This window comes from Paraburkholderia sp. BR10923, from assembly GCF_040948765.1.
GTDB classification, from domain to species: Bacteria; Pseudomonadota; Gammaproteobacteria; order Burkholderiales; family Burkholderiaceae; genus Paraburkholderia; species Paraburkholderia youngii.
Window position 1 is genome coordinate 152904 of record NZ_JBFPKO010000011.1, and the last position, 12831, is coordinate 165734.

General features: G+C 64.3%; 12 protein-coding genes and 1 pseudogene. 11 read left to right on the top strand and 2 right to left on the bottom strand.

Annotated elements, in window-relative coordinates:
* Nucleotides 1-70: 70 nt before the first annotated feature.
* Nucleotides 71-1189 (bottom strand): alanine--glyoxylate aminotransferase family protein, encoded by a 1119-nt coding sequence (locus AB3X94_RS21780; RefSeq protein WP_368612664.1) that lies wholly within the window; start codon nt 1187-1189, stop codon nt 71-73.
* Nucleotides 1190-1582: 393 nt separating this feature from the next.
* Between AB3X94_RS21780 and AB3X94_RS21785 the strand changes: the two genes are divergently transcribed.
* The 6 genes from AB3X94_RS21785 (at nt 1583) to AB3X94_RS21810 (ending at nt 7131) form a co-directional block, all read left to right on the top strand.
* On the top strand, nt 1583-2542 hold the full coding sequence (locus tag AB3X94_RS21785) for an AraC family transcriptional regulator (RefSeq protein ID WP_368612665.1): 960 nt from the start codon (nt 1583-1585) through the stop codon (nt 2540-2542).
* Nucleotides 2543-2658: 116 nt separating this feature from the next.
* Nucleotides 2659-3225: a carboxymuconolactone decarboxylase family protein gene (locus tag AB3X94_RS21790; protein WP_176111946.1), complete on the top strand. Its 567-nt coding sequence runs from the start codon at nt 2659-2661 to the stop codon at nt 3223-3225.
* Nucleotides 3198-4313 (top strand): acyl-CoA dehydrogenase family protein, encoded by a 1116-nt coding sequence (locus tag AB3X94_RS21795; protein ID WP_368612666.1) that lies wholly within the window; start codon nt 3198-3200, stop codon nt 4311-4313. Before AB3X94_RS21790 ends, AB3X94_RS21795 begins: the two co-directional genes overlap by 28 nt.
* Nucleotides 4310-5104: an ABC transporter ATP-binding protein gene (locus AB3X94_RS21800; protein WP_176111019.1), complete on the top strand. Its 795-nt coding sequence runs from the start codon at nt 4310-4312 to the stop codon at nt 5102-5104. Before AB3X94_RS21795 ends, AB3X94_RS21800 begins: the two co-directional genes overlap by 4 nt.
* Before the next feature lie 10 nt (nt 5105-5114).
* Nucleotides 5115-6305, top strand: a complete 1191-nt coding sequence (locus tag AB3X94_RS21805) for an ABC transporter substrate-binding protein (protein ID WP_368612667.1) — start codon at nt 5115-5117, stop codon at nt 6303-6305.
* Between the two features lie 148 nt (nt 6306-6453).
* Complete coding sequence (locus AB3X94_RS21810; protein ID WP_255208838.1) at nt 6454-7131, top strand: ABC transporter permease; 678 nt, start codon at nt 6454-6456, stop codon at nt 7129-7131.
* Nucleotides 7132-7231: 100 nt separating this feature from the next.
* Here AB3X94_RS21810 and AB3X94_RS21815 read toward each other — a convergent pair.
* Nucleotides 7232-7354 (bottom strand): annotated as a pseudogene (locus tag AB3X94_RS21815) (ATP-binding cassette domain-containing protein); the annotation flags it as partial.
* Between the two features lie 274 nt (nt 7355-7628).
* Here AB3X94_RS21815 and AB3X94_RS21820 point away from each other — a divergent pair.
* From AB3X94_RS21820 to AB3X94_RS21840, 5 genes are all read left to right on the top strand, one after another.
* Nucleotides 7629-8696: an ABC transporter substrate-binding protein gene (locus AB3X94_RS21820; protein WP_368612712.1), complete on the top strand. Its 1068-nt coding sequence runs from the start codon at nt 7629-7631 to the stop codon at nt 8694-8696.
* Nucleotides 8697-8763: 67 nt separating this feature from the next.
* A complete protein-coding gene (locus AB3X94_RS21825; RefSeq protein ID WP_368612713.1) occupies nt 8764-9591 on the top strand; it encodes an ABC transporter permease in 828 nt (275 codons plus the stop codon).
* 23 nt (nt 9592-9614) lie between these two features.
* Nucleotides 9615-10514, top strand: a complete 900-nt coding sequence (locus tag AB3X94_RS21830; RefSeq protein ID WP_176111021.1) for an ABC transporter permease — start codon at nt 9615-9617, stop codon at nt 10512-10514.
* A 43-nt stretch (nt 10515-10557) separates the two neighbouring features.
* Nucleotides 10558-11343 carry an ABC transporter ATP-binding protein gene (locus AB3X94_RS21835; RefSeq protein WP_176111022.1) on the top strand — a complete coding sequence of 262 codons (786 nt, stop codon included), beginning with the start codon at nt 10558-10560 and terminating at the stop codon, nt 11341-11343.
* A gap of 84 nt (nt 11344-11427) precedes the next feature.
* Nucleotides 11428-12780 (top strand): LLM class flavin-dependent oxidoreductase, encoded by a 1353-nt coding sequence (locus AB3X94_RS21840; protein WP_176111949.1) that lies wholly within the window; start codon nt 11428-11430, stop codon nt 12778-12780.
* The last annotated feature ends 51 nt before the right edge of the window (nt 12781-12831 follow it).

Here is a 12831-nt window from a genome sequence, read left to right on the forward strand (position 1 = left end):
CTTCCCAGGGCGTTTCGTTTCGTTCCGCGTGCGCGCCGCCCGCAGTCTTGACAGTTTCACAGATCTTCGGTCAACCACGCTCAATCGGCGCCGGCTCATACGCATGCGCAACCGCTCGCAGGGCAGCGTCAAGATCCACGGCGAAACGCAATTGATCGAGCGCCCGCCCAAACGCCACGACGTTCGAGCGGACCGAATCCGCGTTCGCGTTCAGACCGGTGTGATTGAGACGCACGATGTGCCCAGCGACGTCGCCGACCCCGGGCGCGAGTTCTCCACCGTAACGCAAAGCTTGTGCGATCAGTTCCTGACCGTCGACGCCACGCGGCACCGGGGCCGACGTGACAAGCGCTGAAGCGGCGTCGTCGCGCGCGATCCACGGCGATACGCCGAGCGCCCGCAGCGCCGACCGAGTCGCGCGCGAGGCCTGCTGATGACGTTCGATCACGCGCTCAATGCCCTCGGCTTCGATACGGTCGAGCGCCGCTTCCAGGGCCCAGAATTCCAGCGCCGACGGTGTCCCCGGCAACCCGGGCCGTCCACGGTCCAGCCAATCTCGTTTGAGCGCCGCCAAGGATAGACTCGAAGGCGCAAAGTCGGGCGTCTTTGCGATGTGGTCCAGGGCGCGTTGACCGAGTACGACAGCCGACACACCGGCTGGACCTGCTAGCGCCTTTTGCGGGCCGATTACCGCGATATCGATTCCGAGTCCATCCACGTCGATGACATGCCCACCGATTGACGCGACGGCATCGACGGCGAAAAGAGCATGACGCGATTTGGCGAGCGCAGCCAATTGCGCGAGCGGATTCAATGCGCCGCTGGACGACTCCGCGTGAACAGCCGCTACGATATCGACATGCTCCAGCGTCTCAAGGCAGTTCGCGACGGCGGATGACTCGACGGGTTGTCCCATTGTCGCCGCCACATCGTGAACGATCGCCCCGCCCCGCCGTAACCAGCCGCCAAACCATCTGCCGTAGGGACTCGTCACGACATTGACGGCTACGATCCCCTGCCTCGCGATACTTGCGGCAACGGCTTCGAGCGCGAGCACCGCCTCGGCCTGAACGAACAGGACGTCGGCAGACGTCTTCAGCAAGCGTTTGATGCGCTCGGCCAGCAGCGCATAGCCATGATCCGGATAACGAGGCACATCTACGAGCCAATACCGATCGAATGTTTGCATTGCTTGAATTCCGCGCTAAAAGGATGGCTTCTCTTATCGGTTCCCAGCGCCCGTCAAGATCACCCATCTCCGACAGGTGGAGAGGAACAGTCTACGTATATCGGGTTGCCAGTGACGCTCCAGTTACGATCGCTTTGGGACAATTTCAGTTAGTTTCCAGCCATACAGGCGAAGTCTGCACAAAGTCAAATCGTGTACATCTCCATCGTGGATCTGATCCATCACGGTCTCCCAGCACGTGACCCAATAACCACGGCTCGGCGCACACTCCGGAAGTGCTCGCATGCGACCCCGGCGGCAGCACGGGAATATGCTTTCAACGAATTGTTCTTTTGAGCGGCGTGGTGCATGCCCTTAGCATGCTTAGGTCGAACTTACCATCATGGCATCGGAATGTCCGCGCAAACAGACAAGGTCGTTCACTGGCTGCTATCGAGCCTGGAACCTAGAAGCGAACTCTTTCATGTCGGGCAGTATTGTGGCGACTGGCAAGCGTCGACCGCCGGTCGTGCGAAGGCCAGCTTTCATATCGTCCTGCACGGTTCGATGTGGCTTCACTTCGCTGATGGTCGCGAGAGCATTCCGGTATCCGAAGGTGAAGCGGTCTTTCTGCTGCGCGATGTACCGCACTGGCTCTCGCCCGACCCGATCAATCCGAAGGTCGGGACCGTCGCAGGCGATCAGCCGATCGAGCGCCGCGGGACAATGCAGCCGCTCGACGAGTCAATAAGCGGTAGCGTCGGGCTGGCCTGCGGCTTCGTCGAATTCCAGTCAGTAGTCTCGCGCGCCATAGTCTCGCTTTTCCCGGAAATTCTGATCGTGCAGCACGGCGACGACGCCTATCGGGGTATCCACGGCCTGTTCGATCTCATTCGCGCCGAAGGTCAGCGCGGCATCGACGAGCCCTCGCCGCTGATCGACCGGCTCGTCGAACTGCTGCTGTTCTACGCGGTGCGGGACGCCGCGCATCACGACACCGTCACTAGTGGACTCGCGGCCCTCATGCAGCGGACAGGCTTCAGCACGCTCGTTGCCACGATTATCGAATCTCCCGGCGACGCCTGGACGACAGACTCAATGGCTGCGTTCGCCAATATGTCGCGCACGGCCTTCTACAAGCACTTTAGCGAAGCGTCGGGGCATCCGCCGATGCAGTTCGTCACTCTGATTCGCATGCGTCTCGCGGCAGATCTGTTGCAGCAGGGCTTGCCGATCTCGCGCGCCGGCGAAATGGTCGGCTACCAGTCCGAATCAGCGTTTGCCCACGCCTTCAAACGCACGATGGGCACGCAGCCCGGCGCATGGCGTCGGCAGCGCGACGGCTTGTCGCAGTCGGTCGCTCGCCTGCACTAGCGGAACTCGAACGCCCCGTTTCTCGGGACAAACGCACAGGAATCGCGAACGCTCGCGCATTGTCCGTGACCGGGGCAGCCTCGACAATGATCTCACTGCTTCTCCTGGAGAAACCTGTGAGCCGTCTTCCCCTGCAAACCGTTGAAAGTGCCCCCGGTGCAAGTCAGCCATTCCTCGAAAAGTCGCTGCGCGCGAATGGCTTCCTGCCAAACCTGGTTCGCTCGCTCGCGAATGCGCCGGTCGCCCTCGAAACCTATCTGACCGTCTCCGAAATCAACAGCCGTTCGGGTCTAACATTCGCCGAACGCGAAGCAGTCCAGATCACCGCAGCCGCCATTCATGGTTGCAGCTTCTGCGTGGCCGGGCACACCGCCGCGGCGCTGAAAAAAGCCAACGTCGATCGTGCCGACGTCGACGCGCTGCGCGACGGCAAGCCGATCACGGATGCACGGCTGGCCGCCGTGGCCGGTTTAACGCGCGCAGTGATCGCCACGCGCGGTGCAGTTGCTGATGACGCGCTTTCAGCATTCCTCGCAGCCGGCTTCACCGAAGCGAATGCCCTTGAGGTCGTGCTCGGAGTAAGTCTCGCGACGCTGTGCAATTTCGCGAACAATCTTGCACGCAATGAACTCAACCCCGAACTGGCGGCTTACAGATGGGAACCTCAGACACAGGCCGCTTAATAGCGCCAGCCCTCGACGCATCGCTCGTCGACTGGCTCGACTCGCATGCCACGCGACTCGACACGGGCACTGACCTGAACGCTGATGTCGTGCCGCGCCTCGCGTCCGCCGGGCTGTTCCGGATCGGCGTGCCGGCTACGCTCGGTGGTTCGGGTGGAACGACGATGGACGCCATCGCAAGCATCGCCGCAGTGGCAGAGCACTCGTTGACCGCTGCGTTCGTTTTCTGGGGGCAGCGGAGTTTCATCGAGTATCTGCTGCAAAGCCCCAATGCCGACCTGCGCAGGCGTTTGTTGTCGCCGCTGCTCGACGGCACGCTTGCAGGTGCGAGCGGCCTGTCGAACGCGATGAAGTACCTGTCCGGGATTGAATCGCTTCAGATCGAAGCGGCGCAGGACACCCATACCGCCAGGAACTGGCGGCTAACGGGCAAGATGGCCTGGGTGACAAACCTGCGGGCCGAGCAGTTCGTCGTGGCCGCAGCCGTGTCGTATCGCGATGGTCGCCCTTCCGCGATTTTCGCCATCCCGAACGACGCGCCCGGCTTCACGCGCAGCGCGGATCTCGACCTGATTGCGCTGCGTGGCAGCAACACGGCCGCATTGCTCCTCGAGAATGTGCCGAGCAGTGCCGACTGGCTGATCCACCCGGACGCACAGGAATTCCTGCCAGCGGTTCGTGCCGCATTCCTTGGATTGCAGTGCGGTCTCTCGATCGGACTCGCGCGGCGCTCGCTTGCCGAGGCGCGGCGCGCGGCGGAAACGACACGCAGCATTCTCGGACCAGAGGTGCAAGCGTGCGTAGAGGGGCTGACAACCGCATGTAGCCTTCTCTCGTCTGGCATCGCTGATGGAAGTCTTCGGGCGCGACCGAACCGGCTGTTCGAGCTGCGCATCGAGATTGCCGCGTTGGTGGCAAACGCGGTGAACCTCGAACTGGAGGCGAGCGGCGGGCGCGGATATTTGCGCGATGCCGGACTCGGCTTTGATCGCCGGTGGCGCGAAGCGGCGTTTATTCCGATCGTCACGCCGAGCGTAGTCCAGTTGAAGGCTCAGCTTGCCAGGCAGGCACGGAGTATCGCAGCGTGACGCGCCCGACGCTTCACGCGCAGGCGCTAACGCTCGGCTATGGCCAGCCGGGTCGGACGGAGGTGCTGGCCGGCGTTTCGCTCTCTATCGAGACGGGGGAAGTGGTCGCGCTTCTCGGGCCGAGCGGCTCAGGCAAGTCGACGCTGTTAAGGGCGCTCGCAGGCCTCGTGCGCCCATCGTCGGGCTCGGTGTCGGTCGAGGGCGCGTTGCTCAATGGCCCGCATCCCAAGGTCGCGCTCGCGTTTCAGGACCCCTGTCTGCTGCCGTGGCTTTCGGCCGGGAAGAATGTCGGTTTCGGGCTCACGTTCGCGCACCAGGATCGCCTGACGCGACTCGAACGCGCGGAGCGCGTCCGCTCCGCGCTGCACGCGGTCGGCCTGGAATACGCCGCGGCGCTCCGACCGTCGCAACTCTCCGGTGGCATGGCGCAGCGCGTCGCACTCGCGCGTGCGCTTGCGCGTCAGCCTCGCGTCCTGCTGCTCGACGAGCCCTTCTCCGCGCTCGATGAGGTGACGCGTGCGGCGATGCAACAGTTGCTGGTGCGGCTCGTCTCGACGCTCCGATGCGCGACCGCGCTTGTGACCCACGATATCGACGAGGCGCTGCTCGTGGCCGATCGCATTCTGCTGCTCGGATCGCACGGCCGCTTTGTCGGTACATGGCACGTCAATGTCCCGCATCCGCGCGACGAATTTGTCGGTGAACTCGGCGCGATGCGCATCGACATCCTGAGATCTCTGCGCGCCGACATGATGCGCCCCCGCGCATCCAACAGCTATCCCCTGACCTGACTGCCGACCCATGTGCCAAATACCCATGTCCCGCCGCGAATGGCTGAAGCTTGCGGCGCTATTCACCGCCACGGGCGCAGCGCCCCTGCTCCCCAGTCTGAGCGCGCGAGCCGCGACGGAGCCTGACGCGCCCGTTCGCATCGGCTATCTGCCGATCACCGATGCTGCGCCACTGCTGGTCGCGCACAATAACGGTTACTTCGAGTCCGAGGGACTTGCGGTCGAGCAGCCGAAGCTCTTGCGCAGTTGGGCGCAACTGGTCGAGGCATTCCTCTCCGGCCAGGTCAACGTCGTGCATCTGCTCGCACCGATGACCGTATGGGCGCGATACGGCAGCCGTGCGCCGGCGAAGGTCGTCGCGTGGAACCATGTCAACGGTTCGGGGTTGACGGTCGCGCCCGAGGTCAATTCGCTGCACGATCTCGGTGGCAAGACCGTTGCGATCCCCTTCTGGTACTCCATTCACAACGTCGTGCTGCAGGACATGCTGCGTCAGCAGGGTCTCACGCCGGTTCTCAAGCGCAGCGGCGCGCCCGCTGCGAACGAGGTCAATCTCGTGGTCATGGCGCCGTCCGACATGCCGCCCGCGCTCGCGTCGCGTCAGCTCGCCGGATACGTCGTCGCCGAGCCGTTCAACGCGACGGCGGAACTGCTGAAAATTGGCAAGATACTTCGCTTCACGGGCGATGTCTGGAAGAACCACGCGTGCTGCGTCGTGTTCATGCATGAAGCCGACCTGACGCAACGCCCCGGCTGGTCGCAGAAGGTCGTCAACGCGATCGTGAAGGCGCAATTGTGGGCACGCACTCGTCCGCAGGAAACCGCGCAATTGCTCTCGAAGGACGGTACGCACCGTTACACGCCGCATACGCTTGCGGCACTGGACCGCGTGTTGGTCCCGTCGACGACGCTCGATGACACCTATCGGGCAAGTGGCGCAATCCGCCATGTCGACTGGCATGAGAAACGGATCGACTTCCAGCCGTATCCGTTTCCAAGCTACACCGAGGCGCTCGTTCGTCGCCTGAAGAACACGGTCGTCGACGGTGACAGCAGGTTCCTTTCGTCGCTCGACCCCACGTTCGCGGCGAACGATCTTGTCGACGACCGGTTCGTGCGCAGAAGCATCGAGCTGGCCGGTGGCCTCTCCGCATTCGGGCTCCAGGATGCATTCAACCGCGAGGAGACCATCATTGTCTGACGCGATTTCCGGCATCGATCGCAGCGCCCCCGCACGCGGAACGGCACCCAGGCGCGACACGGGTCGCGCCGTGACTTCTCGCGCAGTCTGGCTCGGTGCCGCAGGCCTCGCCGCGACGCTCGTCATCTGGTGGGTCGCGACTCACGCGATGACCGGGCCCGGCTCGCTTGGCCGACAGTTTGCGCCGGATAGCGCGTTTGCGAGCCTGCCGTCGCTGTTCTCGGAGGACCACCTGGCCGAGCACGCGCTCGTCAGTCTGCGGCGCGTCGGCACTGGACTCGGGCTGGCCCTGTTGGTAGGAGTCCCGCTCGGGATTCTGATCGGCCGCGTGCAATCGCTCGAGCATACGCTGTCGCCGACTTTCCAGTTTTTGCGCATGGTGTCGCCGCTGTCATGGATGCCGCTCGCGGTGATGTCATTCGGTATCGGAGACCGCGCAATCTATTTCCTGCTGGGTTTCGCCGCCTTGTGGCCGGTTCTGATGAGCACGGCCGCTGGCGTCGCGCAGATCGACCGGCGGTGGCTGCGGCTCGGCGAAAGTCTGGCCGCGACGCGCAGCGAACTGCTGCTGCACATCATCCTGCCCGCGATCGCCGGTCCACTTCTCAATGGCATCCGGCTCGCGATTGGCATTCTATGGATCGTACTCGTGCCGGCCGAGATGCTTGGCGTCAGCGCCGGACTCGGCTACCTGATCCTCGATACGCGGGACCGGCTCGCCTATTCCGAGCTAACCGCGGTCATTCTCGTGATCGGTGCGCTCGGCTTCGCGCTCGACGGCATCGCCCGGCTTCTGGCGCGAGCACTGCTCAGATCAGATCGGTAGCGTTTCCGCATTCGCGTGCAGTCCTGCGCCAAGTGCAATCTATGGATATATCAAATACTTCTATGGCCCCCCGTTTTTCGGGCCGTATCTGAACATCGGCCTCGGGCGACGGCGCCAGCGCCCAGGCAATCGCCACGCGCTGCTGCTGTCCGCCCGACAGCGTGGCGGGCCACGCATCGGCCTTGTGTGCGATGCCAACTTTCGTCAGCAGCGCGCTGGCCCGAGTTTCAGCCACTTGATCAGCACTCCGGCACGCAAGCCGAAACAACATCCGCCCCAGCGATCATCCTCGCTATGGAACGTCCTCAAGCCGCTCTGCGACACGCATCCGTCCGGTCCAGCGCCACCTCGTGGAAACAGAAAAGCACGGCCGCGCATATCCATAGCTGCAATGCTTCCTTGTTCTTAGGAGATGCGTCGACAAGAATTAGCACTCCACGACCACGCCGCGCTGCGCATCGTCCCGATCCATGGCTAATCGAATCCCACGAAACTTTCTGCGTACGCTCTCCCTGGTGAAATCCGCATTGCTCGCCGCCGCACTGGCATTCACGGTGTCCCAGGCGCACGCAGACAAACCTGCAGTGATCCGCATCGGCGTCGCGCAGCAGGGCGCAGGCGACCCACCGACCTTCGGCGGCTCGCCCGCCGCCACCGTGCAGCAGCTTCAACTGCTCGAAAAAGAATTCGCCGCCGACGGCATGAAGGTCGAATGGCTGTTCTTCAAGGGCGCGGGCCCCGCGGTCAACGAAGCGATCGCCGACAAGTCGCTCGACTTCGCGTTTCAGGGCGATCTGCCGTCCGTGCTCGGCCGCGCGAACGGATTAAAGACGCGCATCCTGCTCGAATCGGGTGTGCGTGTCGGCGTGAAGTTCGCCGTGCCGCCCGACTCGCCCGTGCAGAACATCAAGGATCTGAAGGGTCGCCGTGTGTCGATTTTTCGCGGCACCAACTTGCAGCTCGTCGCCGACAACGTGCTCGCCGCCAACCAGCTCGACGAGCGCGATCTGCGCGTGATCAATCTGGATTCGGCCAGCTCGCTCGCGGCGCTGTCGTCCAAAGGTATCGACGCGTCGGTCAACGACTATCACGTCTACAAGCTGCGCGACCAGGGTCTCGCGAAGATCGTCTACGAATCGCAGACGGCCGGTCCGCAGTTCACGCGGCAATCGCACCTGCTCGTGCTCGATGATTTCGACCGCGCGCATCCCGACATCGTGCAACGCGTCGTCAACGTGTTCGTCAAAGGCGCGCAATGGTCGTCCGATGAAGCGAACCGCGACGCGCTGTTCAAGCTCTGGGCGAAGAGCGGCGTCAGCTACGCCTCGTGGCAGGCCGAGTTCGCGAACCAGCCACTGAAGTCGCGCAACTCGCCGCTCATCGATCCGTTCATCGTCGCACGCTACAAGGCCGTGGCCGGCGATGCGCTGAAGCTCAAGCTGATCCGCCAGCCCGTCGACGTCGACGGCTGGTTCGAGCCGCGCTATCTCGACAACGCGTTGCACAGCCAGTCGCTCGACCACTACTGGACGCGCTACGACGCGCAAGGCAACCCCCTCGGCTGACCGGAGATCGACGATGAGCAAGGTGCTTGGCGAATGGTCCCCGGCCGCGGCGCACGCACCGGCGCGCATGGCGAATGAAGCGAAGGCGAAGGCGAAGGCGACGCCGAAGGCCAATCTTCAGCGGCGTGCGCGGGCCTTCGGTTGGCATCTCGCGCCTTGGCTGCTGCCCGCCGCGCTGTTCGCGCTGTGGAGCCTCGGTTGCGAACGTGGGTGGATCGCGCCGCAAATCCTGCCGCCGCCGCAGATGGTGTTCGACACGCTGTGCGACCTCGCGCGCAGCGGCGACCTTGCGCACCATACGTTCGTGAGCCTGCAGCGCGTGCTGCTGGGTTTCGGCGCAGGCACGCTGGCTGGTTTCGTCATCGGCGCGGCGCTCGGTCTATCGCGGACCATTGAATCGTATGTTTTGCCGGGCTTCAATGCGCTCGTGCAGATTCCCGTGCTCGGCTGGCTGCCGTTCCTGCTGCTGCTCGTCGGTGTCGGCGAGCCGCTCAAGTACATTCTGATCGCGCATGCGTCGCTCGTGCCCGTCACGCTGAGCACGATGCAGGGCTTTCGCCAGACGCCCGCCGCACTCGACGAAGTCGCGCGCGTGTTCGGCTATGGCCGCTGGCAGCGCATCGCCTACGTGGTGCTACCCGCCGCCGTGCCGACGCTCGCCACCGGCGTGCGGCTCGCCTTCACGAAAGCGTGGCTCGCGCTGGTCGTCGTCGAACTGGTGGCGTCCTCGGAAGGGCTCGGCTATCTGATCGTCAATGGGCGCCAGCTCTTTCAACTCGACCTGGTCATGGCGTCCGTCGTGATCGTCGGCGCGATCGGCTTTGCGATCAACCGTCTGCTCGATGCGTTCGAAGCACGGCTGCGGCGCGGCCAACCTTCGGCGTTTCGCGAGTAGGCGCTTCGTTTCGGGACTCTGTCATGTCACTCACTGCTGCTTCCGAGGCGCTGCGCCGCTTCTTCGAGCCACGGCGAAGCGCTCCGCCGCCATGCAGTTGCGAAGCCCCTGCCCGGCCGACTCGCGTGGCAGCGCTCAGGAGCCGTCTGAGCGCCTTCAACTGGCGCGGGCTCGTCCTGCCGCTCGCAGTGTTCGCGCTGTGGTGGCTCGCCTCGGCGTTGCACCTCGTCAAGAGCGGCCTGCTGGTGAGCCCCGCCGAGGTCGCGCATACCTCGTGGCAGCAGATCGAGAGCGGCGCGTTGCTGCGCGCGCTGTCGGCTTCTTTGGCGCGCGAGGCTAGCGGCTTCGTGATCGGCACCGCAGGCGGCCTCGTGCTCGGTTCGGCGCTCGGGCTCTCGCGCGTCGCAGCGCGACTGATCGGACCGACGTTCGATACGTTCAAGCAGATCTCGCTGTTCGCGTGGATCCCATTGATCTCCGTCTGGTTCGGCCTCGGCGACATGGCGAAAGTCGTGTTCCTGTCGCTCGCGGCGCTGCTGCCCGTCGCGGCCCATACCTGTGACGGCATACACGCGGTGCCGCGTCGCTATGTCGAGGTTGCGCGCGCGTTGCGCTACTCGCGCATCCAGCTGATCCTCTACGTGATCCTGCCCGCCGCGTTGCCGACGATTTTCACCGGTCTCTATCTGGGGCTCATCTATTCGTGGCTCGCGACTCTCGGCGCCGAATATCTGCTCGTCGCGGGCAGCGGCATCGGCAATACGCTGATCGACGGCAGCGAGCAGTTCAGGATGGATCTCGTGCTGTTCGGCGTCGGCGTCGTCGGACTGACGGGCTGGGCGCTCAATGCGCTCGCCCGCGGCCTCGAGCGGCGCGTGATGGCGCGCCGCAGCGGTGCGCCGAGGGAACGCGCGGTCGCTTGAGGCGGCTCATCAGTCAAGCGGCTCATTAACAGGAAGCGAACTCATGACCACCACGGTTTCCGAAGGCATCCGCATTCGCAGTGTCAGCAAACGTTATGCGCGCCAACGCGATGCGGACGACGACCTGCTGGTGCTCGACGATATCTCACTCGACATCGCGGCCGGCGAATTCATCAGCGTGCTCGGCGCCAGCGGCTGCGGCAAGTCCACCCTGCTACGGCTCGTCGCCGGACTCGACGCCGACTATCGCGGCGAGATCAGCGTCGACGGCGAGCGCGTGCGTGATACGTCGCTCGAACGTGGCATCGTGTTTCAGGATCACCGGCTGTTTCCGTGGCTCACGGCATCGCAGAACATTCTCGCCGCACTGCGCAACGCGCCGCTGTCGCCGCAGCACAAGCGCGACGCGGTGGCCGAGCACGTCGCGCTCGTCGGCCTCCAAGGCTTCGAGAACGCGTATCCGCATGAGCTCTCGGGCGGCATGGCGCAGCGCGTGGCGATCGCGCGCGGACTCGTGAATCGCCCGCGCGTGCTATTGCTCGACGAACCGTTCGGCGCGCTCGACGCCCTCACGCGCGCGCGTCTCCAAAACGAGCTGCAACGGATCTGGGAAAGCGAACGCATCACGATGATACTCGTCACGCACGACGTCGACGAAGCGATCCATCTCGGCGATCGCGTAGTGACGATGGCGCCGCGCCCTGGCCGCATCAAGCGCGTTACGCATGTCGGCGTGCCGCGGCCGCGCGATCGCAGTGACCCGCGTTTCGTGCAATTGCGCGAGCAGATCCTCGCGGATTTCTCCGAACGCACCGAAAACGCCGGCTGACGTCCGCACCGATCGAGACCATCTTTCCTCGAAGTCCATCACAAGGAGCGAGCAGTGAGCGCAGCATCACATCACAAACGACAGATGAGCCTCGGTGCCTTCCTGATGGAGACGGGCCATCACATCGCCGCGTGGCGTCATCCCGACACGCATGCGGCGGGTGGCCTCGACTTCGCGCACTACGCGCAGCTCGCACGCATTGCCGAGCGGGCGAAGTTCGACGCCATCTTTTTCGCGGACAGCGTCAGCGTGAGAGACACACATCTGCCGTCGCTTTCTCGCACCGCCCGCGCCGATCACTTCGAGCCGCTGACGCTGCTGTCCGCGCTGTCGGTCGTGACGGATCGCATCGGGCTGATCGCGACCGTGTCGACGAGCTTCAACGAGCCCTACAACGTCGCGCGCAAATTTGCGTCGCTCGATCATCTGAGCGGCGGCCGTTCCGGATGGAACCTCGTCACGTCGAGCACGGAAACAGAAGCGCACAACTTCAGCCGCGACAAACACCTCGATCACGCAGTGCGCTACGAGCGCGCGAAGGAGTTCTACGACGTGGTCGCGGGCCTATGGGACAGCTGGGAAGACGATGCGTTCGTGCGCGACAAGGCGAGCGGCATCTATTTCGATGCCGACAAGCTGCACGTGCTCGGCCATCGCGGCAAGCACTTCAGTGTGCGCGGACCGTTGAACGTCGCGCGTTCTCCGCAGGGCTGGCCGGTCGTCGTGCAGGCGGGCGCATCGGAAGCCGGGCGCGAGCTGGCCGCGCAAACGGCCGAGGTGATCTTCGTCGCGCATCAGACGCTCGACGAAGCGCAGCAGTTCTATCGCGACGTCAAAGGACGGCTCGCGCGCTACGGACGCTCGCCCCAGCACCTGAAGATCATGCCGGGCATCTTCCCGGTGATCGGCAAGACGCAGCAGGAAGCGCGCGACAAGTTCGACTCGTTGCAGGAGCTGATCGATCCGGTGGTCGGCCTCGCGTTGCTGTCGAACATGTCGGGTGGCATCGATCTGTCGCAGTATCCGGTCGACGGACCGGTGCCGGAGCTTCCCGAAACCAATGGCGGCAAGAGCCGGCAACGGCTGCTGCTCGACCTCGCGCGACGCGACAACCTGACGATCCGCGATCTGTATCTGCGTATCGCGGGTGCGCGCGGACATCAGCAGGTGATCGGCACGCCGCAAAGCATCGCCGACCAGTTGCAGCAATGGTTCGAAGAGGAAGGCGCGGACGGCTTCAACATCATGTCGCCGTGGCTGCCGGGCGGGCTCAGCGAATTCGTCGATACCGTCGTGCCCGAATTGCAGCGACGCGGACTTTTTCGCACCGAGTACACGGGCCGCACGCTGCGCGAGCATCTGGGGCTGTCGCGTCCAGTCAACCGCTACACACGGAAAGCGCCGGCGCACGGCGAACTCGCGGCGGCCGCTTCTTGAAGTGGACAGGGAACGCCACCGGCGCTCGGCACAATCAGCGCGCCGGCCAAA

Bases quoted from the DNA above. Each gene is read 5' to 3' on its own strand.
- AB3X94_RS21780 (WP_368612664.1), bottom strand. From the start codon at position 1,189: ATGCAAACATTCGATCGGTATTGGCTCGTAGATGTGCCTCGTTATCCG.
- AB3X94_RS21785 (WP_368612665.1), top strand. From the start codon at position 1,583: ATGTCCGCGCAAACAGACAAGGTCGTTCACTGGCTGCTATCGAGCCTG.
- AB3X94_RS21795 (WP_368612666.1), top strand. From the start codon at position 3,198: ATGGGAACCTCAGACACAGGCCGCTTAATAGCGCCAGCCCTCGACGCA.
- AB3X94_RS21805 (WP_368612667.1), top strand. From the start codon at position 5,115: ATGTGCCAAATACCCATGTCCCGCCGCGAATGGCTGAAGCTTGCGGCG.
- AB3X94_RS21810 (WP_255208838.1), top strand. From the start codon at position 6,454: ATGACCGGGCCCGGCTCGCTTGGCCGACAGTTTGCGCCGGATAGCGCG.
- AB3X94_RS21825 (WP_368612713.1), top strand. From the start codon at position 8,764: ATGGCGAATGAAGCGAAGGCGAAGGCGAAGGCGACGCCGAAGGCCAAT.
- AB3X94_RS21830 (WP_176111021.1), top strand. From the start codon at position 9,615: ATGTCACTCACTGCTGCTTCCGAGGCGCTGCGCCGCTTCTTCGAGCCA.
- AB3X94_RS21835 (WP_176111022.1), top strand. From the start codon at position 10,558: ATGACCACCACGGTTTCCGAAGGCATCCGCATTCGCAGTGTCAGCAAA.
- AB3X94_RS21840 (WP_176111949.1), top strand. From the start codon at position 11,428: ATGAGCCTCGGTGCCTTCCTGATGGAGACGGGCCATCACATCGCCGCG.